Consider the following 20,926-nt stretch of genomic DNA (forward strand, 5'->3'; position numbering starts at 1 on the left):
GTCAAGGAGGGCATCGGGGCCGGACGGATACGCGACACCGATCCGACCGTGCTCACTTACGCGATCCTCGGCGTCACCAACCAGCTGGCACGGGTGCTCATCTTCGAGCACGGAGACGCCCCCGACGACGTGGCCGACGCAGCGGTCGCCTTCTGTCTCGACGGCCTGTGCGGGCTGCCGGAGCCCGCTCCCGCCGGCCTCAGCTGAGCAGACGCCCTAGAGCTTGGTCAGCGACTTGCGCAGGCTGCGCACGGCCTGGCCGATGCGCTGCTCGTTCTCGATGAGGGCGAAGCGGACGTGGGCGTCGCCTCCCGGCCCGAACCCCACGCCCGGTGAGGTGGCCACCTTCGCCTCCGACACGAGGAACTTGGAGAACTCCAGCGAGCCCATCTCGCGGTAAGGCTCCGGGATCGGCGCCCAGACGAACATCGTGCCCTTGGGCTTGGGCACGTCCCACCCCATGCGCGACAGGCCGTCGCACAGCGCGTCGCGGCGTCCCAGGTAGATCTCGTTGACGACCTTGGGATAGGAGGAGGCCTCGTTCATGGCCACGATGGCGGCGATCTGGATGGGCTGGAAGGTCCCGTAGTCCAGGTAGCTCTTGAGCTTGGTCAGCGCGGCCACGATCTCTGGGTTGCCGACCATGAAGGCCACTCTCCAGCCCGCCATGGAGAAGGACTTCGTGAGCGTGTACAGCTCGACCGACACCTCCTTGGCTCCCGGCACCTGGAGGATGGACGGCGGCACGCACCCGTCGTAGTACGTGTCGGAGTAGGCGAAGTCGTGGACGAGCACGACCTCGTGCTCGCGTGCGAAGTCCACCAACCGCGACATCCAGCCGAGATCCACGCACGCTGTCGTCGGGTTGTGGGGAAAAGACAGCACGATGACCCGGGGCTTGGGCCAGGTCGATTCCCACACGTCCATGACGTTCTCGAAGAAGTCCTCCTCGGGGCCCATGCGCACCTGGCGGATGTCGGCTCCCGTGAACAGCGGTGCGTAGATGTGGATGGGATACGACGGCGACGGCACCAGGGCGGTGTCGCCTGGACCGATGAGGACCCACATCAGGTGGGACAGTCCCTCCTTGGCGCCGATGGTGGTGACCACCTCCGTCTCGGGGTCGACCTCCACGCCGAAGCGGCGGAGGTACAGGTTGGAGATGGCCAGACGAAGCTTGGGGATGCCGCGGCTCGCCGAATAGCGGTGGTTGCGGGGGTTGTGCACCGCCTCGGCCAGCTTCTCGACGGCGACATCGGGCGACGGGATGTCAGGGTTGCCGAATCCGAGGTCGATGACGTCGTCCCCGGCGTGACGCGCATCCCTCTTGAGGCTGTCGATCTGGCTGAAGACGTAGGGGGGCAGGCCCTTGATCCGGCGAAACTCCATACGAAGACGGTACCGCCCTGCCGCCCCAGACGACCGGGATTCTCAGTACCGAAGCTCAGTAGCGCAGCAGGGCGCCGATCCTGCCCATCACGTCCAGGTCGGCGCTGTCCACGCAGGTGACCACCCGACTGGAGCGCAGCACCCCGTCCGCCACCGCCTCTTCGACCACGTCGTCCACCCGGTCCATCTTCGCCGAGCAGACGGGACAGGTGCGGCCCCGCTCGGCCAGCGCGGCGCAACGGGGGCAGCGCCAACCCTCGGTCTGGAATCCGGCGGAGACGAGCAGGGTCTCCACCCGACGCTCGAGGATGGCGCCGAGGACCGGTCCGAGCCCGGCCACGGCGGTCCCGGTGCCGACGCCATCCCGGAGGGCCACGAGCAGGGCAGTCTCCCGGCCGCGCTCGACCTGCTCCTCGACCCGCAGCACCGCCTGGCGCACCTCCTCGTCGCCGACTGTGGTCGGTATCGAGAGTCGGGCCACGATCCGGTCACGCAGGTACGAGTGGAGCTCCCGCTCGAGCTCGGCGAGGACCTCCTCGGGGCCGCTCAGGATGAGGTGGTCGTAGCCCCTGCCCTTGAAGACGGAGAAGGCAAGCTGCCCGGCCCGGCGAAGGTGGTGCTGGGCGGCGACCGCCTGGTGCCCGTGCACGTGGTCTTTGTCCCATTCGCCCCCGTCGTCCTCGTGTCGGGGGAGCTCGTCGAACAGAGCTTCGCCGTCGGTGACCTCGCCCATCTCGATGACGAGCACCCGGGCGCGTTGCCGGTCAGCCAGCAGGACCGCGAACCGCTCGTGCTCCTCGCTCAGTCGCTCCAGCTGGCCCACCTGGGGGCTCCGGTTGACCACAAGCTGATCGCACACCGGCATCGGCAGCTCGAGGGCCTCCCACAAGCCCCCCGCCTCACACGAGAACAGCGCCAGCCCGCGCACCCGCGAGCGGTCCAGCCCTCGACGGACGTGGGCCGCGATCCGCTCGAGGTCCCTGGCCGCGGGCTGCCCCCCGTTCGAGGAGCTGAGGGCCTCGCGGACCATGCGGTCGAGCTGGCGCTCGTACTCCTGGGGTCGCGGGCGCCGACGGCCGTCCACGTCGAGGTAGAGCGAGACGACAGGCGCACCGGGGCTCTGGAAGGCCGCCAGGATGCGAATGGTGTCCTTGGTCAGCACAACCACTAGACCTCCCGGTTCGGCTGATCCGATGCTACGCCGCCGGGGCGGGCGTGGCTCTAGGACACGTCGATCCGCTGCACCCGGTGCGAGTCCGGTCGGGGACCCCGCCGGCCGGCCTCGGCCAGACCGCCCAGCGCTCCTGCGGCCGACGGTGCGTCCTTCACCATCTCCTCGGCCACGTCGAGCGCGGCACGCGCTGCGGCGATCATCTCCAGCGCCGCGGTCTGCAGGTGCTCGAACACGTCGCGGGCTCGATCCTCGTTCACAGCGCCTCCACCTGCACCTCGCCGTGCTCGCTGCCCCTCGATCCGTCGACCCCGGCGGATCCGTCCGAACCGTCGGCCGCCATCTCGAAGCCGATCTCCAGCCAACCGTCGTCCATCGTCGCCCCGGTGACCTCCCTCCGGCGCAGCGAGTCGGGCAGGGCGACAGCCCGTCGATACGAACCGACCCGTACCAGGAGCTCCCCGTCGCGTCGACCGAGCTCGACGGCGTGGCGATCAGCGAAGGGCAATGACAGCCCCAGCACGTGCGACGATCCTCGACGCTCGATGCTCATCGTCCGGCCCCGGTGGAGGACGGCCGCCGGGTGCCGGTCGGAGTACAGGATGTCGGCAAAGCCCCGCAGCCGATCCACGCCTACCAGCTCTTCGGCAGCGAGCTCGGCGCGCAGCACCGGTAGCGGCGCGAATCCCGTCTCTATGGTGGCCAGGTGGTCGGCGTGTGCCTCCTTCCACGCCGTGAACCAGGGATCGGACACGGCCTCGGGCAACAGGCGGTTGGCCACCACGGCGTCGACCCGGTAACCGAACAGGGAGAGGTAGGTGGCCGTACGCCGGGCTTCGGCTATCACCATCCGCTCGGGGTTGACGACCAGCCGTACGCTCGTCACCTCGGCGTCGGTCAGCAGGCCGCGGACACCCTCGAGACGGTCGTAGAAGCGCCGGACCGCATCGAAGACCTCGTCGCTGGCGACCGGCAGCGAGGTCACCCGGCGCATGAAAGGGCGCACGACTCTCGTCAGGGTTCGCTCGACGGGAAAGACCCGCGCCATGTACCACTCGAGCACGTCGGGCAGCGACAGGAGCCGGATCGTCTCAGCCGTCGGCCCGCAGTCGACCACGATGACGTCCCAGCGCCCCGAGCTGGCGTGATCCTTGATGTCGGCCAGGGCGAAGATCTCCTCGAGCCCCGGCACGATTGACAGCTCCTCGGCCTCCAGGGCGTCCATCCCGGCCCAGTCGAGCACGGCCATCAGCCACTCCTGGACGTCGGCCCATACCTCGGCGAAGCGTTCGGTGGGCTCGAGCTGCTGGCCGGAGAGGTTGCCCTCGATCGGCGTCGGCCGAGGTCCGAGGGGCCGCTCGAAGGAGTCGGACAGCGAGTGCGCGGGGTCGGTCGACAACACGAGCGTGCGAGCGCCGGCGTCGGCGCACCGCAAGGCGGTCGCGGCCGCCACGGTGGTCTTGCCCACGCCCCCCTTGCCCGTGAAGAGCAGGACCCTTCCCGAAGGCGACATCACTGGTTGGTCTCGACCCTGGCCTTGAGGTTCTTCAGGGCCGTGTGCATGATGCGCCCTTCGGCCCTTCGCTTGACGAAGCCGGGGATGGGGACCTTCAGCTCGACCACGAGGCGGTAGACGACCTCGGTGTCACCATCTCCGGTCGGCTCGAACACATACGCCCCGTCCAGCCGGGAGGTGAGGTCACCCTGAGTCTGCACCCACGTCAGCTCGCCCGGTGCCGCGGCATAGTCGTAGGCGAGGGTGTAGCTGGTGCTCCGGCCGAACGCGGCAGCCCGAAAGGCCACCGCAGCCGGGCGGCCGTCCGTCTCCCGCTCGACGACCTCGACCTGCTTGATATCGGAGGCCCACTCGAGGTAGCGCTCGAAGTCGGTCACGACCTCGTAGCAGTGCTCGGGTGACGCCCGCATGATCATCCGCTCGGTGGCCAGCTCAGCCACCGTCACACCGTTGCCCAGCACGGGGCTAGGGACGAGGATCGCGATAGTGGTCGTTGCACGAGTAGGGCAGCGTAGCAACCATCAGTGGGCGAGCTTTCCCAGCGCGATGTCCAGTCGGGCGGCCAGGGTGTCGTAGTCGAAGCTCGACTCGGCGCGGGCCCGGGCGGCTCGACCCAGACGGCGACGGAGCCCCTCGTCGTCGAGAAGCCCCGCCAGCGATGCCGTTACCTCGTCGACATCGCCAGGGTGGCGGACGACGAGGCCCGTGGCGCCGTCGACCACTGCCTCGGCCGCCCCCCCGCTGTCCCCCGCCACCTGGGGCACCCCGCACGCCGCCGCCTCGAGGAACACGATCCCGAATCCCTCTTGCTCGAGCCCGGCCCAGCGATCCCGACAGAGCATGGCGAACACGTCGGCGCAGCCGTAGAGGCGTGGGAGCACCTCGTCGGGGACGCGGCCCAGCAGTCGAACGGGGGCGGCGGTGCCCGCGATACGCCGCTCGAGCCGGCTCCGGTCCCGACCGGTGCCGGCGATGGCGACGCTGAGATCCGGTCGGGAGCCCGAGAGGCGGGATGCCGCCTCGATGAGCACGTCCATGCCCTTGCGCGGAACCAGGCGGCTCACGCTGAGGACCAGCCGCCCCTCCGGCGGCAGGCCCAGCTCCGCCCGGGCCCTCGTCCGCTCCCGATCGTCGAGGGGTCGAAAGCGTTCGGCGTCGACCCCGGGCGGGATGACGGTCACTGGCGGCATGCGACGGCCCGCGGCCCGCCGGCCCTGCGCCTCCGGATAGCGGCCGGCGGCGATGACGGCAGCGGCCTCCCGCAAGACCCGGGCCAGCACCGGGCGTGCGGGGAGCAGCCGACTGGGCACCGTGACCTCGGCTCCGTGGAGGACCAGCGCGTAGGGCAGGTCCAGCGAGGGACCGACCAGACCCACCGGGAGGGCGGGGTCGAGCACGACGAGCCGGGCGCCGGTCTGCTCGCAGCAACGCCCGATGTGGCGTGCCAGGCCAGGCGACGGCAGCAACATCCGGGTCGCCAACCGCTGGATGTCGAAGGCCTGGGCGGCGTCGAAGCCGCTGCTCTCGGGGTGATCGATCGTGAGCACCGAGAACGAGTCGGCCGGGAGCCGGCGCCACAGCTCCCACAGGTACGACTGGATACCTCCCACCTTGGGCGGGAAGTCGTTGGTGACGAGGAGGTGCCTCACTTGTCGAGCCAGGCTGCGGTCACCCGGCGAGCCCGGCGCCCGTGAGCTCGGTCAGCACCTCGGCGTCGGTCTCCGATGCGGCGAGATCAGCGGCCAGGTCCCGGCGACCCAGGCGGGCGGCGGCCCACACGGCGTGGGCCCGCACGAGCGGGTCCGGGTGGGCCAGCGCGTCGCGAAGCGCCCGGGCGACCCGGCGGTCGCGCCCGTCGCCGACGTTGCCCAACGCGACCAGGGCATTGCGGCGAAGGTAGCGAGGCTGGCGCCGCGGGATGTACCAACGCCCCAGCTGGGACAGCAGCTCTGCGTCGCTGGACCCGAGGAGCCAGACCAGCTCGACCCAGGGCTCGTCGCCCTCGTCCGCAGGCGGCGGAGGGTGATGCCGATCCTCGCTGCGGTTGGGCGGACACACCTCCTGGCAGTCGTCGCACCCGTAGATGCGGCCCCCGAGGGCCGTTCGGAGCTCGATCGGGAACGTCCCGGGCGCCTGGAGCAGCCAGGCCAGGCAGCGCCTGGCGTCGAGGACACCCGGTTCCACCAGGGCACCCGTCGGACACGCGGCCAGGCACCGGGCGCAGGTCCCACAGGTCCCACCGCCGGCCGCCCGTGTGGGTGGAAGGGGCGCGTCGGTCACCACCGAGCCCAGGACGAACCACGACCCTCTCCCCGGCAGCAGGAGGACCGTGTTCTTCCCGTACCACCCCAGGCCCGCCCGGTGGGCCGCCGCCCGGTCGACCATGGCGTTGTCGTCGACCAGCACCCGCGCCTGCCATCCGCCAGCCTCGAGTCGCCGGGCCACGACGCCCAGGGCGGCCCGCAACGGCTCGTAGTGGTCGCTCCAGGAGTAGCGGGCCACCCGGCCGAAGGCTCCAGGGCCGGGAGTGCTGTTCGGTGGCGCCCGCCGATACGAACGGGCGCCCACCACTAGCGCACGAGCTCCGGGGACAACGCGACCGGGATCGGTGGCACGACCGGGGTCGCCGTAGGTGAAGTGCATGCCCCCGTGCAGCCCCGCCGCCTTGCGATCCTCGAGGTGCCGGCGGGTGGACCCGAACGGCTCAGCGCCGCTGATGCCGACGGAGTCCAGCCCCGACGCCCGGCCCAGGGACGAGAGCTCGTCCGCCAGCGGGCGCAGGTCGGCGAGAGCCAGGGCACGGCGGACCACGACCCCATGCTGGCACCGCTCTGCCCCGGCGGCTTCGCCGCCCGGGGCGGAGCCCCGTCCCCGCCCTCCTCCAAACGGCGGGGACCCCAACCCCGCCGCCGGCCGTTGATACACCCCGGTGCCACCATGCGCGTCATGAGCGATTCGATCACGATCAGCTGCGCCGACTGCTCCATGCTCGACACCGCCGCATGCCAGGACTGCGTGGTCAGCTTCATCCTGGACCGGGCGCCCGACGACGCCGTCGTCATCGACGCCGAGGAGGTCCGCGCCGTCCGCATGCTGGGCGCCGTCGGGCTGGTGCCCCAGCTTCGTCACACCCGGGCGGGCTGAGGCTCGCTCAGTGCTCCCGCCGCAGGACGGCCATGAGCTGGCTGACAGAGATGACGTTGGCGCCCCGGCGCTCGGCATCCTCCCGGACGGCCCGGTCGTTCGATGCGACCACCACCGGCCGATCGGCGGGCAGTTCGTCGACGAGGCCGACGACGATGTCGTCGGCCTCGACGTCGGGTGGGGAGAACCGGGCGCGCACCAGCCGCCGGGCCCCCGCCGACGTCGCGGGCTGCGCCGGCTCGACTCCGTCGAAGACGACGTGGACATCGGATCGGGTCCTCGTCGCCATCTCCTCCAGGGCGTCGACGAGGCGGCGCCGCTGCTCGCTGATGGGCAGCGACGGACGCCAGGCAAGGGAGGCGTTGTAGCCGTCGACGACGAGCACGGTCCCGGTCAGCCGCACCAGGTGCTCGGCGGCTTCTGGGGAGTCGTCACGCATGCCCGGCGGCAGCGGCGCCGGACGTCGGAGGCGGCGACGCCCCTTCCCGGGACCCGACGACCGAGGACGGGACCGAGGTCGGGGAGGCGGCGACGGCTGCGGCGCGACAGCGTCCGGCGCGACCTCGGGCGGAGCCTCCTCCGGATCACGCGGGATCGAAGGGCCGAGCGCGGCGGCGGCCGAGCGCAGCCGGGAGGCGAGCGAGGATGCGGCCTCGGCCGCCTGCGCGATCTCACGGGCGAGGGTCTCGAGGTCGGGTCCCGAGCTCACCGCGGGTCGCAGGCGGGCCAGCTCGGCGGTCGCCGCTTCGAGCGCCCGACGCGTCCTCGTCTGTTCGTCCGTCAGTGAGTCGGCCAACCGACGGGCGGCGGAGGCATCGTCCTCCACCGCTCGGCGCGAGCGACGCTCGGCCCGAAGCTCCTCGGTGGTCCGCACGGCCCGTTCTCGCTCACGGGCGAGCGCTTCCTCGACCCGCCGGGCTGACGCCTCGGCGGCACGCACCCTACGGCGCCCCTCCCGCTCGTCCTGGCCCCCCTGGCGGTCCTCGATCTCGGCTTGCGCCGCGGCCTGCAGCTCGTCGAGCTCGGCCGCCCACCCCTCCGGTCGGACGAGGAACAGCCAGGCCGGTCGGCTCAGGTCGACCTCCTCGGCCGCGACGGTGACGCGGTCCCGAAAGGCCGCGTCCTCGTCCACCGCCCGCCGCACCACGTCCAGGGCGCGTGCCGGCAGTCGGGCGAATCCCAGCAGAGGCCTCATCGTCCGGGGGGCGGCGACGCGCGGCTCGAGCTGCTCGCCGGCCCGAGCCACGGCCCAGGCCAGCTCCAGGGCCGGGCGAAGCACGGTGCCATCCGCCGGCCCGGCAGGCCTGCCCGAGGACGAGGCTGGCCCGGGAGGCCGGCCCGAAGACGAGGCTGGCCCGGGAGGCCGGCCCGAAGACGAGGCTGGCCCGGAGGGCCGAGCCGTCAGACCTCGCTCTCTCGCAGCACCTGGACGGCGCGGCCCGTGCCGCACCACCGACACGACACCTCCTCCACTTCGTGGGACAAGAGCTGCTCGTCCTCGACCGTGAGGTCACCACCAACGCTGTAGTGGTGGAACGCCCGGGTCCGGCGGGTCGACACCACGTCGAACCGGGTCACGTTGCCGCAGTCATCACACCGATAGCGGGGAGCATCCACGGCGCTCAGACTACCGTCGGCCCGATGAACCCCAGGCTGCGAGCGCTCTGCGAGCTGCTGATGCCCGAGGTGCGTGAGTACGCCGGGCTGCACGAGTACGACGGGCAGGTGCAGGACCTCTCCCCGAGTGGGGTGACCGCGGTCTTGGCCCGGCTGGGGCAGGGCCCGACCGATCCGAATGCTCACGACGAGGCCCACCTCCGCACCACCGAGGAAGGGGTGCGCACCGCGCTCGGCGTGGTCGAGGAGCATCGCCGCAACCCGCTGATCCACATCGCCAATCTCGACCTGGCCACTTACGACCGCGAGTACGCCCCGCCCGAGGAGCGCCATGACGCCAGGCGGCGTCACGTGGCTTTGTGGCCCGACGCGGTGGACGGTGCCATCGAGTCGCTCGACCGAGTCCCGGCCCCGGTCGCCCGCTCCCTGGTACCGGTCGCCAGAGGCCTCGGTGCGGCGCTGGAGGCGGGGCCCTCGGGTCCGAGCGCCGACCGTGAGGAGCTCGAGAGGGCCAGGAGGGCCCACGCACGACTCGTGCAGCACCTCGAGGCGATCGGCGACCGCGGCGATCCCGAGGTCGCCATCGGCGGCCCCGGCCTCGCCCGTCTCATGGGGGACCCCGAGGGAATCCCGGTCGATCTCGGGCGCCTGGCCGTCCGAGCCGACGCCGAGCGGGACCGCGTCCGCCGTCTGCTCGACGACGCCTGCGACCGACATCGCCCCGGCGCCCGGCCCGCCGAGCTCCTCGCCGAGCTGGGCGCCGACCACGCCGGTCCCGAGGGCATCGAAGCCGAGGCCCGAGCGCTGATCGCCGAGGCGACCGCCTTCGTCGTCGACCGCGACCTACTCGGCGACCCCGGTGGCGAGTGCCGCGTGGGGCCGGCGCCGCCTTCTCGGCGATGGGCCATGGCGATGATGTCGTGGACAGCGCCGTTCGAGGCCGACGCGCCCGCCTGGTACTACGTCAACCCACCCGATCCGTCCTGGCCCGCCGAAGACCAGGCCGAGTGGCTGTCGGTGTTCAGCCGGACCACCTTGCCCGCCATCACCGTGCACGAGGTCACGCCCGGCCACTACGCCCACGGACGCATGCTGCGCAAGCTCGACGGCGATGTCCGCCGCATCCTGTTCTCGTCCGCCTTCGTCGAGGGCTGGGCCCACTACGCCGAGGAGCTCGTCCTCGACGAGGGCTTCCGCGCCGAGGATCCACGATTCGCCATCGGGGTCCAGGTCGAAGCGCTGGTGCGCATCACCCGGCTCGCCGTCGCCATCGGCATCCATACCGGTGAGCTGAGCCTCGAGGACGCGGTCCACCGATTCGAGGAGGACGCGTTCCTTCGTGGACCGGCGGCCCGCAGCGAAGCGGAGCGGGCCGGCTTCGATCCCACCTACGGCTGCTACACGTGGGGCAAGCTCGAGATCAGGGCTCTCCAGGAGGAGGCCAGGACCCGGTGGGGACGGCGGTACCGCCACCGGCGCTTCCACGAGGCGCTGCTCGGCCTGGGTGCCCCGCCTCTCGGGCTCATCGGCGACGCCCTCGGAGCACGCTGACGCTGCGGGGTCGGTCCCTCCCGGTCAGTCGGGCCGGGAGAACTGCACGATGGCGACACCCAGTGCCACCACACCGATGAGAAGGACGACGCCGAGCTCGATCCCCACCGGCAGCCGCCACCCGAACCAGCTGAGTCCCGGGCTGAGTGAGGCGAAGTGCGACGCCGACGAGCTGTGGGCGAACACCGCCCGGCGCATGGGGTCGACCGCGTAGCTCAACGGATCGAGCCGGGTCAGCACGGTGAGCCACTGCGGGAGCCCGGTGAGAGGGAACATCGCCCCCGACAGGAAGAACATGGGCAGCACGACGAACTGCATCACGACCTGAAACGACTCCACCTGCTGCATCCGTGCGGCCATGACCATGCCCACCGCCGTCAGAGCCACCGCCATCAGGACCATCTCGCCCACCAGGATCAGCAGCAGCGGGGCCGAGAACGGTATGCCCACCAGCGGAGACAGCACGAGGATGATCAGGGCCTGAAGCGTCGCAACCGTGGCCCCGCCCGCGCACTTGCCCACCACCAGCGACGAGCGCCGGATCGGAGCGACCAGCATCTCCCGCAGGAACCCGAACTCCCGGTCCCACACGATCGACACCGCCGAGAAAATGGCCGAGAAGAGGACCGTCATGGCGACGATGCCGGGGAAGATGAACGTCCGGAAGTTCGAGCCCGAGGTGGCAGGACCCCCTCGGACGATCGTCGACAGCCCGGTGCCCAGCACGAACAGGAACAGGACCGGCTGGGCCAGGGACGTCAAGATGCGTAGCCGGTTGCGCCTGAAGCGGATGATCTCCCGCCGCCAGACCATCCGCGCCGCCCGCAGCTCGTCCCGCCAGGCACCCCCCGCCAGGCGGACGGATGCGACGTCGGGCGCGACGGTGGTCGTCATCGCCGGCGCGCCGCCCTCATCCACGGCGAGGCTGCGTTACGCTCCGACGACGAAGACTCGGCATCGCGGATGGTCCGACCGGTGTGCGCCATGAAGACGTCGTCGAGGGTGGGGCGGGACACCCGGACCGAGCGGATGGGGACCCTTAGCTCGGCGAAGAGCCGAGGCACGAACTCCTCTCCAGCCGCCACGTGGAACGTGACGGCCCCCTCGCTCAGGGTGGCCTCCAGCCCGAACTCGTCCAGCAGTCCCCGCATCGCCGCCACGTCGTCGTCCGTGCGCACCTCGACCCGGTCCTTGCCGACCCGCGCCTTCAGGGCTTCGGGCGTGTCGATCACCACGATGCGGCCGCCGTCGATGATGGCGATGCGATCACAATGCTCGGCTTCGTCCATGTAGTGGGTCGTGAGGAAGATGGTGATGTCCTCCTGGCGCCGCAGCTGGTTGATGTAACTCCAGATGTGACTACGGGTCTGCGGGTCGAGGCCCACCGTCGGCTCGTCGAGAAACAGCACCCGCGGCGAGTGCATCAGCCCCCTGGCGATCTCCAGCCGCCGCTTCATCCCGCCTGAGTAGGTGCGGACGAGGCCGCCACGCCGTTCCCAGAGGCCCACCATCTCCAGCACCTGCTGGAGCCGACCATCGAGGCCGATCCGTTCCACGCCGTAGAGCTCGGCGTGAAACATGAGGTTCTCCGTCGCCGTGAGATAGTCGTCGAGTGTCGTGTCCTGGAAGACGAGGCCGATGCGCCGCCGCACGTCCGCTCGCTGCCTGACGACGTCGTAGCCGGCCACCATGGCCCTTCCGCCCGTCGGCCGGGCGAGGGTGCAGAGCATCGAGATCGTCGTCGACTTGCCCGCCCCGTTGGGCCCGAGGAAGCCGAAGGTCTCGCCCTGGGCCACCCCGAAGCTCACCCCGTCCACGGCCTGGATGTCCCCGTAGCGCTTCTCGAGACCGTCGACCTGGACGGCCAGCGACCCGTTCCCGTCGCCGGGCGCCGCCCCTTGCGAGGGCGCGACATCAGAAGGTGAACGGGTCGTGGTCAAGAGATGAACGATACCCCGATCAGGCCCGTCGGCCGCCTCAGAGGCGCGGGAACGGTCGTGGCGGTCCGGCACGGAAGGCGCGCCGAGCAGCAGTTACGCTCCACTGCCGTGGTGCACGCATTCGTTCTCATCGAAGCCGAGCTGGCCCAGGTCGCCGAGCTGGCCGAGGCCCTGGCCGACGTCGACGGTGTCGCCGAGGTCTACTCGGTGGCCAGCGACGACGCCGACCTGGTGGCGATCATCCGCGTCCGCCGTCACGAGGACCTGGCCGAGGTGGTGACCCGACGGATCGCCGCCCTCGGCGGTATCCGCGGCACCAGCACGATGGTGGCGTTCAAGTCCTACAGCCGCCACGACCTCGAAGCCATGTGGGACCTCGGTCCCGCCTGAAGCGCGGCCGCCCTGAGGCGCGCCCACCTCATCCCTGGGCCGCAGCCGTCGAGACCTCGACCAGACGAGACAGCACACCTGCCGCCCGGCCGTCGTCGATGACGGCGGCAGCCTGGTCGACGCCGACCTGGAGATCCTCCGCCAGCCCCGCCACGACCAACGCCGCCGCCGCGTTGAGGATGGTGATGTCGCGATGGGGCCCCCGCGCGCCGTCGAGGACCCGTCTGACCGCGGCCGCGTTGTCGGCCGCGGCGCCGCCGCGCAGCGACCCGAGGTCGCACCGGGCCAGCCCGAGCGCCGACGGGTCGACGACATCGGCGCGCACCTCGGCCGTGCCCCTGTCGTCGACGGTGAGGTCCAGCACGCTGGAGGCACCGGTCGTCGACAGCTCGTCGAGGCCGTCGTGGCCGTAGACGATCATGGCCCGCCTGGCCCCGTTGGCCTGCAGCACGCCGAGCATCTTCTCGGCCATGCGCGGGTCGCTGACCCCGACCACCTGGAATCGAGCCCGGGCCGGGTTGGCGAGCGGCCCCAGGAAGTTGAACACCGTGGGCACGCCCAGCTCGCGTCGCACCGGTATGGCGTGACGCATGGCCGGGTGGAACCGTGGGGCGAAGCAAAATCCCATGCCCGCCTCCTCGACGCACCGGCGCACGCCGTCGGGTCCCAGATCGATCACCACACCGAGGGCTTCGAGCACGTCCGCCGAGCCGCTGGCGGAGGAGGCGGCGCGGCCGCCATGCTTGCAGACGCGGGCACCGGCCCCGGCCACGACGAAGGCGGCCAGGGTCGACACGTTGATGCTCTGGCTGCGGTCCCCGCCGGTGCCGCAAGTGTCGACGAGCTTGCCCGGCACCACCAGCGGTTCGGCCAACTCGAGCATGGCCCGGACGAGGCCAGCCATCTCCTCCACCGTCTCGCCCTTGATGCGCAGGGCGGTCACGAACGCCGCCACCTGGGCGGGCGTCGCCCCGCCGACGAGGATGTCGCCAAGCGCGGCGGCAGCCTCGTCGGCGCTGAGGTCCTCGCGGGCCATGAGGCGGCCCAGCACGGCGGGCCAGCCCCCGATCCCTTCTAGGGCGCTCGGTTCCCGGATGCTCGGCTCGCCCGCACTCGGCACCGTGGCCCTCAGTCCCACCACAGGTCGCGCTCCAGCACACCACGGGCGATGAGGCCCAGCTGGACCTCCGACGTGCCCTCCACGATCGTGAGCTGTCGCGCGTCCCGGTAATAGAGCTCGGTCAGGTGGTCCTTCATGTACCCGGCCGCGCCGAGGAGCTGCACCGCGAGCCCTGACGCCCGCACGGCGAGCTCGGTGGCGTGGTACTTCGCCATCGACAGGTACGGCACCCACTCCTTGGTGAACTGGCCCCGGTCCGCCAGCCACGCCGCCCGATAGGTGAGCAGGCGGGCAGCCTCGATCTCGGTCGCCAGCTTGGCGATCTCCCACTGGACGCCCTGGAAGCTGCCGACCGTGGTGCCGAACGCCTCCCGACCCTGCACGTACTCGGTGGCGTACATGAGCGCCCCCTCGGCCAGGCCGATGCCTCGGGCCGCCACGATGGGGCGCATGGCGTTGAGTCCGAGCATGGCCAGACGAAAGCCGCCCACCTCGCCGATCACGTTCTCCGCCGGCACGCGCGCACCGTCAAGGAGCAGCTCGCCGGTATCGATGCCGCGCAGACCCATCTTGCGGTCTCGGCGGCCGACATCGACGCCGTCCCACCCTCGCTCGACGATGAAGGCGGTGATCGAGTCGTGGCGCCGACTGGTCACGTCGCCGGTCTTGGCGAACACCGTGTACCAGTCGGCCTCGGCGACGCCGGACATCCAGCACTTGACGCCGTCGAGGACCCACCCGCCGGCGCGGGCCGGATCGGGAACCGCCCGGGTGCGCATCCCCATCACGTCGCTGCCCGCCTGCGGCTCGGAGAGCCCGAAGGCGGCGCGACGACTGCCGTCGGCGATGCCGGGAAGGTACCGGCGCCGCTGATCGTCGGATCCGGCGATGAGGACGGGGCCGGTCGGCAACCTGGTCAGGAGCAGCATCAGGGCGGCCGTGTTGGAGTACTTGGCCACCTCCTCGATGGCGACGGTCAGACCGGTGATCCCCGCGCCGGAGCCGCCGAGCTCAGCCGGGATGCACAGGCCCAGCAGCCCGGCGGCGGCGAACACCTCGAAGAGATCCTGCGGGTACTCGCCGGTGTCGTCGATCTCGCGAGCCCGAGGCCGTACCTTGTCCTGAGACAGACGCCGCACGCTGGCCTGTAGCTCGGTCAGCTCGTCCGAGAGCTCGAAGTCCATGGCGAGAGGCTACCGAGGGGCCCGGCACTCCGAGCCCGGGCCGCCTGCCTCGCCGGACCGGCCTCCCCGGCCGGGTGCGTCCCCGACCGACTATGCCGTCTTGCGCCGGTGGCGGATGATCCGGCGCCGCTCGCGCTCGGTGGCGCCGCCCCACACGCCGTCTCGCTCGCGACTCGCCAGGGCGTGCTCGAGGCACGGTTGCCGCACCGGACAGATGCCGCAGATCGCCTTCGCCTCCTCGGCCTCCTCGTCAGAGGCCGGATAGAAGACGTCTGGGTCAATGCCCCGGCAGGCAGCATGCTGACGCCAGGAGTGTTTCATCTGGGGACTAATCCTCCGCTGTGGGGTCTACACCATGCTGTTACCCGCGCTTCACCGGACTTACTCAGGCGATCCACGGGGCCCCAGCCGTGGGACTCCGAGTATCTAACAACATCGGAGCAGGAGTCCACTATTTCGGGGCGCCGGGCGCCGATCCCTGCCTCGGTGCGACGCTCGGTCGGCGGGCGCTATGGCAAGCTCGGGGCCGGATCCTGATGGCCGCCTCCCCCACTCCGTCGCCGCCGACCCGCTTCGATCGGGCCCACGCCCTTGATCGACTGGGTGACGAACCCTTTGACGTGCTCGTCGTGGGCGGGGGCGTCACCGGAGCCGGCGTGGCCCTCGACGCCGCCGCCCGGGGACTGAAGACCGCCCTCGTCGAGCGGGCCGACTTCGCCGGTGGCACGTCTTCGAAGTCCTCCAAGCTGGTTCATGGCGGCCTGCGCTATCTCCAGCAGCGCGAGGTGCGACTGGTCTACGAGAACCTGGCCGAGCGCCAGCGGCTCCTGCGAAACGCCCCGCACCTCGTCTCGCCCCTGCCCTTCCTCATTCCCCTGTTCGGATCGGACGGCGTCGTCAACCAGGCCGTGTCGCGCGCCTACTCGAGTGCGCTCTGGCTCTACGACCTGACCGGGGGGCTCAGGATCGGTCGCCGGCACCGCCGCATCGGCGTCGAGGAAGCCCTTGCCCACGTCCCGACGCTGCGTACCGATCGACTCGTCGCCGGGTTCATCTACTACGACGCCCGGACCGACGATGCCCGCCTCACGCTCGCCATCGCCCGCACGGCGGTCCTCGACCACGGGGCGGTGGCGGCCAACTACGCCCCGGTCACGGCCCTCCTCAAGGACGACGGAGGGATCCGCGGCGCCCGCCTGGACGTCGATGGTGCGGGTCCCGTCGAGGTCCGGGCCGCGGTTGTCGTGAACGCCACCGGCGTGTGGGCGGACCATGTCCGTGCCCTCGACGAGGGCCACGATCCACACTCCATCCGTCCCGCCAAGGGCGTGCATGTCTCGGTCAGCCGGGACAAGCTGCCGTGCGACATCGCCGCCGTGCTCCCGGTGTCCCGTGACCGGCGCTCGGTGTTCGTCGTGCCGTGGGGCAACGAGGTCTACATCGGGACGACCGACACCGACTACTCGGGGCCACTCGACGACCCTCGCTGTGAGCCAGAGGATGTCGAGTACGTGCTCGAGGCCGTCAACTCCTGGGTGACTCGACCGCTCACACCGGCAGACGTCACCAGCGTGTGGGCCGGACTGAGGCCTCTGCTCGCCGATCCCGGGGGACGGGGGTCGCGACGAGCTCGCACCGCCGACCTGTCCCGCCGCCACCAGGTCACGGTCTCGCCCTCGGGCGTCGTCAGCGTCACGGGCGGCAAGCTCACCACCTACCGCAGGATGGCGGCCGACACCGTCGACGAGGTCGTCCGGCTGCTCGGCCGGGGGCGGCAACGGAGCCCGACGCGGTCGATGCCACTACGAGGCGCCGCCGGCACCGCCGAGCTCCGCCAAGATGGGGCTTCGGCGCGGCTCGGGGTCGACGAGGCCGTCGTCGACCACCTGGTCGGGCGCTATGGAGGCGAGGCCCGCGCCGTGCTCGCCATGGTGCACGCCGACCCGGCCATGGGCGAGCCGCTGGTGGAGGGATCGCCCTACCTCCGGGCCGAGGCGGTGTACGCGGCGCGCTACGAGATGGCCCACACCCTCGAGGACGTGCTCAGCCGCCGCACCCGGGCCACCCTGCACGACCAGGACGCGACCGCTGACGCCGCGGCCGACGTGGCAGATCTCCTCGCCCCTGACCTGGGCTGGACCCCGGCCGAGACCGAGCACCAGGTGACCGCCTTTCGGCAGGCGGTGGACGGCGACCGCGCCGCGGCCCGGCTGTCCCGCCATCACGCCGGCCGCCAGGGCGCCTGACCGTGGCCGGTCGGGCCGCGCCCGTCTCGCCGATCCACATCGACGCGCCACCGTCGGGACTCCGCTACCGCTTCGCGGACAATGGGGTCGAGGTCGACGGTGGGCTGCTCGACCGGCTGCGGGCGGTGTGTCGCCAGGTCGACACGGACGACGCGTCGCGCGTGGACGCGGGCCGGGACTGGTGGCCGCTGTCGATCCTGTGGGCCACAGCGGGCACGGTGCCCGCCCGCCCCGCAGCCGTCGCCCGTCCGAGCGACAGCGCCCAGGTCTCGGCCGTGCTGGCGCTGTGCGACGAGGCCCGGGTGCCGGTGACACCGGTCGCCGGTCGCAGCGGGGTGTGCGGCGCCAGCCTGCCCGTCTTCGGCGGCGTGAGCCTCGACCTGTGCGCCCTGAGCGGTGTGCACGCGGTCGACGACGTCTCGTTGGTCGCCGACGTGGGCGCGGGCACCTTCGGCACGGACCTCGAGGACGAGCTCCGCTCGAGCCACGGCGTCACGCTCGGGCATTGGCCCCAGTCGATGGAGCTGTCGACCGTCGGAGGCTGGCTGGCCTGCCGGTCCGCCGGTCAGTACTCGACGAGGTACGGCAAGATCGAGGACATGGTGGTCGGCCTCGACGTCGCCCTGGCCGACGGCAGCGTCGTGCACACCGGCGGGTGGCCTCGCGCCGCCGTCGGGCCAGACCTGACCCAGCTGTTCGTCGGCAGCGAGGGCACGATGGGGATCATCACGGGAAGCCGACTGCGCGTCCATCCCGTCCCCGCGGAGGACCGGCGTCTGGCCTTCGGCTTCGGCTCGTTCGCCGAGGGCCTCGAGGCGTGCCGGCGCACGCTGCGACGCGGGGCGACGCCCGCGGTGCTCCGTCTCTACGACGAGGCGGAGTCCGCCCGCACCTTCGGTGCCGACGACACCTGCGTGCTCGTGGTGCTGGACGAGGGAGACCACGTCCTCATCGAGGCGACCATCGAGGTGGTGACCCAGGAATGCAGCGCCGCCCAGCCCCTCGACCCGTCACTCGTCGAGCGCTGGCTCGAGCACCGCAACGACGTGTCCGCCCTCGCAGCCCTCTCTCGTCGTCACATCGTGGTCGACACGATCGAGATCGCGGCGCAGTGGTCGGCGCTCCTTCCGATCTACGAGGACGCGGTGTCCCGGCTCAGGGCCATGGACGGGACGCTGGCCGCCTCCGCCCACCAGTCCCACGCCTACAGCGACGGCGCCTGCATCTACTTCACCTTCGCCGGGCAGGGTCCCGAGCCTGACGATCTCGCCTGGGCGGAGGCCTATTACGCCGAGGCCTGGCAGGCGGTGATGGATGCCACGACCGCCCGGGGCGGCGCCATCAGCCACCACCACGGGGTGGGCCTCAACCGTGCCCGGTTCCTCGCCCCCGCCCTGGGTCCCGCCTTCGCGACGCTCGTGGACCTCAAGGCGGCCGTGGATCCCCATGGCATCCTCAACCCGGGCAAGCTCGGGCTGCCCTCGCCGTTCGGTGGCGCGGTATGGCCCTGACCCGACCGTCGCTCGAGGCCAGCACGGTGGGCGGCGCGGCGCTGGCCATCCTCGTGGTGGCACTCCCGGCTGTGCTGGCCATTGAGGCGGCGAAGGGCGACGACCTCGCCGGCGAGGAGTCGTCGATCTGGGTCGTGGGCGCGCTGGCAGTGGTGGCCGCGTTCGTGATCGGCGGAGGGATCGCCGGGGCCCGCCGACCCGAGACGGCCATCGGCCACAGTGTCGCCGCCGCTGCGCTCGCCTTCGTCGTGGTGGCCGTCGTCGCCATCGTGCGGCGCCTGGTGGACGGCTCCGGGCTGCCCGCGGACGTCGGGGCCGCCTTCGTCCTCCTCGCCGTGGTCTGTGTGTCGATGGGCGTCGCCGGTGGCTACGTGGGCATGCGGGTGAGGAACCACCAGGCCGGCCGCCGGAGCGGCTCGGGGTCGTGAGCCTCCTCGTCGTCGACGTGGGCACCAGCGGGGTGCGGGCCGCGGCAGTACGGCCTGACGGCGCGGTCGAGCACGTCCGTTATCGCTCGGTGCTGCCGACGTCGCCCGCCCCTGGCTTCGTCGAGTTCGACGCCCGGGAGATGGCCGATGCCGCCCTGGCCGTCGCCTTGGAGGTGCTCGATGCGCTGGGTCCGGGCGACGCGGTGGACGGGGTCGGGATCGCCAACCAGCGGGCCTCCACCATCGTGTGGGACCGCGCTACCGGCAAGCCCGTAGGTCCCGGGATCGGGTGGCAGGACCTGCGCACGGTCGGCATGTGTCTGGCCCTCCAGAGCCAGGGCATCCGGCTGGCGCCCAATGTCTCCGCCACCAAGGCGGCGATGCTGCTCGACCTGGCCGATCCCGACCGCGTGGCCGACCTCTGCGTGGGCACGGTCGACTCGTGGATGGCGTGGACGCTGTCGGCTGGTCGGCTGCACGTCATCGACGCGACCAATGCGGGCCTCACCGGGCTGCTGCACGCCGACGCCTCGGGCTGGGCCCCCCACGTGCTCGAGGCCCTGCGCATCCCGGAAGAAGCGCTGCCGACCATCGTCGACTCGTCGGGCGTCGTTGGCGAGGCGGCGGCGCTGCCGGGGTCCCCGCCGATCGCCGGGATGGCCGGAGACCAACAGGCCTCGCTGGTGGGCCAGGGCGCCACCCGCCCCGGCCTGGCGAAAATCACCTTCGGTACCGGCGGCATGCTCGACCTTTGTGTGGGGCCCGAGCGCCCGACCTTCGAGGCTCGGGGCCCGGAGGGAACCTTCCCGATCGTCGCCTGGCGACGCCAGGGCCGGACCACGTGGGGGCTCGAGGCCATCATGTTGTCGGCCGGCACCGCGGTGGAGTGGCTGCGCGACGACCTGGGGCTCATCGCCACGGCTGAGGAGTCCGACGGGGTGGCCGCCGGCTGCCCAGATACCGGCGACGTCTGGTTCGTCCCCGCCTTGCTGGGCCTGGGCACCCCGGTCTGGGACTTCGGTGCCCGCGGCACGCTCGTCGGTGTCACCCGGGGCACGGGGCGGGCCGAGCTCGTGCGGGCCGTGCTGGAGGGCGTCGCCCACCGGGGCGCCGACCTGGTCGAGGCGGCCGAGGCCGACGGCGACACGACCATCGGCTCGCTCAGGGTCGACGGGGGCATGAGCGCCAACGCCACCTTCGTCCAGGCCCTCGCCGACGCCGCCGCTCGCCCGGTCGAGGTGTCTCCGGTGCTCGAGGCGACGACTCTTGGAGCCGCCTACCTGGCCGGGCTGGCTCTGGGGACCTGGGCGGACGAGGACGAGCTCGCCGCCCGCTGGTCGCCGGCGCGCGTCGTCGAGCCGGCACGGGTGGTCGACCGCGACCGGTGGCGGGCGGCCCGCCAACGGTCGCTGCGCACGGTGCCGGAGCTGTCCGGTCTCGACTTCTGACTGCCCGGCGGACGCCCCGACACTGTCCGCGCATTCCACCTACTGCCGAAAGCTGCCGAGTGGCTTGTCAGATCAGGTGGGCCGTCGCCCGCCGGCCGGGCAGCTTGACGACCTCCACGGCCGAGGGGAGCTGCTCCTTGATGTCGCTGGCGTGGGTGACGACCACGACCTGTCGGAACCTCCCCCGCAGGCGTTCCAGGGCCAACAGCATGCGCTCCTTGCGATCCTCGTCGAGGGGCCCGAAGACCTCGTCGAGCACCAGCAGGCCGAC

The 20,926-nt window shown here is 71.7% G+C and carries 23 protein-coding genes; 8 read left to right on the forward strand and 15 right to left on the reverse strand.

Going from position 1 to position 20,926, the window contains the following annotated elements:
• Window positions 1-207 (forward strand): hypothetical protein (locus VGF64_07555; protein HEY1634595.1); only part of this gene is annotated, 207 nt, incomplete at its 5' end.
• A gap of 9 nt (window positions 208-216) precedes the next feature.
• On the opposite strand, the gene VGF64_07560 is transcribed toward VGF64_07555, so the two are convergent.
• The 7 genes from VGF64_07560 to queG form a co-directional block, all read right to left on the reverse strand.
• Window positions 217-1,389 (reverse strand): aminotransferase class I/II-fold pyridoxal phosphate-dependent enzyme, encoded by a 1,173-nt coding sequence (locus VGF64_07560; GenBank protein ID HEY1634596.1) that lies wholly within the window; start codon window positions 1,387-1,389, stop codon window positions 217-219.
• A gap of 55 nt (window positions 1,390-1,444) precedes the next feature.
• Window positions 1,445-2,557: a hypothetical protein gene (locus tag VGF64_07565; GenBank protein ID HEY1634597.1), complete on the reverse strand. Its 1,113-nt coding sequence runs from the start codon at window positions 2,555-2,557 to the stop codon at window positions 1,445-1,447.
• A 53-nt stretch (window positions 2,558-2,610) separates the two neighbouring features.
• Window positions 2,611-2,820 carry a hypothetical protein gene (locus tag VGF64_07570; protein HEY1634598.1) on the reverse strand — a complete coding sequence of 70 codons (210 nt, stop codon included), beginning with the start codon at window positions 2,818-2,820 and terminating at the stop codon, window positions 2,611-2,613.
• On the reverse strand, window positions 2,817-4,073 hold the full coding sequence (locus VGF64_07575; GenBank protein HEY1634599.1) for an ArsA family ATPase: 1,257 nt from the start codon (window positions 4,071-4,073) through the stop codon (window positions 2,817-2,819). Before VGF64_07575 ends, VGF64_07570 begins: the two co-directional genes overlap by 4 nt.
• Window positions 4,073-4,516 (reverse strand): SRPBCC family protein, encoded by a 444-nt coding sequence (locus tag VGF64_07580; GenBank protein ID HEY1634600.1) that lies wholly within the window; start codon window positions 4,514-4,516, stop codon window positions 4,073-4,075. The genes VGF64_07575 and VGF64_07580 overlap by 1 nt, the downstream gene beginning before the upstream one ends.
• 81 nt (window positions 4,517-4,597) lie before the next feature.
• The gene (locus tag VGF64_07585; GenBank protein HEY1634601.1) at window positions 4,598-5,725 is read right to left on the reverse strand and encodes a glycosyltransferase family 4 protein; all 1,128 of its coding nucleotides are present in this window, start codon (window positions 5,723-5,725) and stop codon (window positions 4,598-4,600) included.
• Window positions 5,726-5,744: 19 nt separating this feature from the next.
• A complete protein-coding gene (gene queG / locus VGF64_07590; protein ID HEY1634602.1) occupies window positions 5,745-6,887 on the reverse strand; it encodes a tRNA epoxyqueuosine(34) reductase QueG in 1,143 nt (380 codons plus the stop codon).
• Window positions 6,888-7,022: 135 nt separating this feature from the next.
• Between queG and VGF64_07595 the strand changes: the two genes are divergently transcribed.
• Complete coding sequence (locus tag VGF64_07595) at window positions 7,023-7,220, forward strand: hypothetical protein (GenBank protein HEY1634603.1); 198 nt, start codon at window positions 7,023-7,025, stop codon at window positions 7,218-7,220.
• Between the two features lie 7 nt (window positions 7,221-7,227).
• On the opposite strand, the gene VGF64_07600 is transcribed toward VGF64_07595, so the two are convergent.
• On the reverse strand, window positions 7,228-8,499 hold the full coding sequence (locus VGF64_07600) for an NYN domain-containing protein (GenBank protein ID HEY1634604.1): 1,272 nt from the start codon (window positions 8,497-8,499) through the stop codon (window positions 7,228-7,230).
• 122 nt (window positions 8,500-8,621) lie between these two features.
• Window positions 8,622-8,837 (reverse strand): hypothetical protein, encoded by a 216-nt coding sequence (locus tag VGF64_07605; GenBank protein ID HEY1634605.1) that lies wholly within the window; start codon window positions 8,835-8,837, stop codon window positions 8,622-8,624.
• 24 nt (window positions 8,838-8,861) lie between these two features.
• On the opposite strand from VGF64_07605, the gene VGF64_07610 reads away from it, so the two are divergent.
• On the forward strand, window positions 8,862-10,388 hold the full coding sequence (locus tag VGF64_07610; protein ID HEY1634606.1) for a DUF885 family protein: 1,527 nt from the start codon (window positions 8,862-8,864) through the stop codon (window positions 10,386-10,388).
• A 24-nt stretch (window positions 10,389-10,412) separates the two neighbouring features.
• Here the strand turns inward: VGF64_07610 and VGF64_07615 are convergent, their stop codons facing one another.
• Window positions 10,413-11,282: an ABC transporter permease gene (locus VGF64_07615; protein ID HEY1634607.1), complete on the reverse strand. Its 870-nt coding sequence runs from the start codon at window positions 11,280-11,282 to the stop codon at window positions 10,413-10,415.
• A complete protein-coding gene (locus VGF64_07620) occupies window positions 11,279-12,328 on the reverse strand; it encodes an ATP-binding cassette domain-containing protein (protein HEY1634608.1) in 1,050 nt (349 codons plus the stop codon). Before VGF64_07620 ends, VGF64_07615 begins: the two co-directional genes overlap by 4 nt.
• 3 nt (window positions 12,329-12,331) lie before the next feature.
• Here VGF64_07620 and VGF64_07625 point away from each other — a divergent pair, with 3 nt between their 5' ends.
• Window positions 12,332-12,718 (forward strand): Lrp/AsnC ligand binding domain-containing protein, encoded by a 387-nt coding sequence (locus tag VGF64_07625; protein ID HEY1634609.1) that lies wholly within the window; start codon window positions 12,332-12,334, stop codon window positions 12,716-12,718.
• Window positions 12,719-12,746: 28 nt separating this feature from the next.
• On the opposite strand, the gene trpD is transcribed toward VGF64_07625, so the two are convergent.
• The 3 genes from trpD to VGF64_07640 form a co-directional block, all read right to left on the reverse strand.
• Window positions 12,747-13,856, reverse strand: coding sequence for an anthranilate phosphoribosyltransferase (gene trpD / locus VGF64_07630; protein HEY1634610.1), 1,110 nt, complete (start codon window positions 13,854-13,856; stop codon window positions 12,747-12,749).
• Complete coding sequence (locus VGF64_07635) at window positions 13,847-15,022, reverse strand: acyl-CoA dehydrogenase family protein (GenBank protein ID HEY1634611.1); 1,176 nt, start codon at window positions 15,020-15,022, stop codon at window positions 13,847-13,849. The genes trpD and VGF64_07635 overlap by 10 nt, the downstream gene beginning before the upstream one ends.
• Before the next feature lie 90 nt (window positions 15,023-15,112).
• The gene (locus VGF64_07640; GenBank protein ID HEY1634612.1) at window positions 15,113-15,343 is read right to left on the reverse strand and encodes a WhiB family transcriptional regulator; all 231 of its coding nucleotides are present in this window, start codon (window positions 15,341-15,343) and stop codon (window positions 15,113-15,115) included.
• Window positions 15,344-15,432: 89 nt separating this feature from the next.
• Here VGF64_07640 and VGF64_07645 point away from each other — a divergent pair, with 89 nt between their 5' ends.
• Genes VGF64_07645 through VGF64_07660 form a run of 4 tightly spaced genes read left to right on the forward strand, consistent with a single transcriptional unit; the run spans window position 15,433 to window position 20,655 of the window.
• The gene (locus tag VGF64_07645) at window positions 15,433-17,268 is read left to right on the forward strand and encodes a glycerol-3-phosphate dehydrogenase/oxidase (GenBank protein ID HEY1634613.1); all 1,836 of its coding nucleotides are present in this window, start codon (window positions 15,433-15,435) and stop codon (window positions 17,266-17,268) included.
• 2 nt (window positions 17,269-17,270) lie between these two features.
• Window positions 17,271-18,779, forward strand: a complete 1,509-nt coding sequence (locus VGF64_07650) for an FAD-binding oxidoreductase (protein HEY1634614.1) — start codon at window positions 17,271-17,273, stop codon at window positions 18,777-18,779.
• Complete coding sequence (locus VGF64_07655; protein ID HEY1634615.1) at window positions 18,770-19,207, forward strand: hypothetical protein; 438 nt, start codon at window positions 18,770-18,772, stop codon at window positions 19,205-19,207. The genes VGF64_07650 and VGF64_07655 overlap by 10 nt, the downstream gene beginning before the upstream one ends.
• Entirely contained in the window at window positions 19,204-20,655 is a 1,452-nt protein-coding gene (locus VGF64_07660) for an FGGY-family carbohydrate kinase (protein HEY1634616.1), read from the forward strand. Before VGF64_07655 ends, VGF64_07660 begins: the two co-directional genes overlap by 4 nt.
• A gap of 67 nt (window positions 20,656-20,722) precedes the next feature.
• Here VGF64_07660 and VGF64_07665 read toward each other — a convergent pair.
• Window positions 20,723-20,926 (reverse strand): hypothetical protein (locus VGF64_07665; protein ID HEY1634617.1); only part of this gene is annotated, 204 nt, incomplete at its 5' end.

Source organism: Acidimicrobiales bacterium (assembly GCA_036491125.1).
Taxonomy (GTDB): Bacteria; Actinomycetota; Acidimicrobiia; order Acidimicrobiales; family AC-9; genus AC-9.

Excerpts from the sequence above, each read along its gene's own strand:
- VGF64_07560 (HEY1634596.1), bottom strand. The coding sequence starts at position 1,389 with ATGGAGTTTCGCCGGATCAAGGGCCTGCCCCCCTACGTCTTCAGCCAG.
- VGF64_07575 (HEY1634599.1), bottom strand. The coding sequence starts at position 4,073 with ATGTCGCCTTCGGGAAGGGTCCTGCTCTTCACGGGCAAGGGGGGCGTG.
- VGF64_07595 (HEY1634603.1), top strand. The coding sequence starts at position 7,023 with ATGAGCGATTCGATCACGATCAGCTGCGCCGACTGCTCCATGCTCGAC.
- VGF64_07610 (HEY1634606.1), top strand. The coding sequence starts at position 8,862 with ATGAACCCCAGGCTGCGAGCGCTCTGCGAGCTGCTGATGCCCGAGGTG.
- VGF64_07615 (HEY1634607.1), bottom strand. The coding sequence starts at position 11,282 with ATGACGACCACCGTCGCGCCCGACGTCGCATCCGTCCGCCTGGCGGGG.
- VGF64_07625 (HEY1634609.1), top strand. The coding sequence starts at position 12,332 with ATGAACGATACCCCGATCAGGCCCGTCGGCCGCCTCAGAGGCGCGGGA.
- VGF64_07635 (HEY1634611.1), bottom strand. The coding sequence starts at position 15,022 with ATGGACTTCGAGCTCTCGGACGAGCTGACCGAGCTACAGGCCAGCGTG.
- VGF64_07640 (HEY1634612.1), bottom strand. The coding sequence starts at position 15,343 with ATGAAACACTCCTGGCGTCAGCATGCTGCCTGCCGGGGCATTGACCCA.
- VGF64_07655 (HEY1634615.1), top strand. The coding sequence starts at position 18,770 with ATGGCCCTGACCCGACCGTCGCTCGAGGCCAGCACGGTGGGCGGCGCG.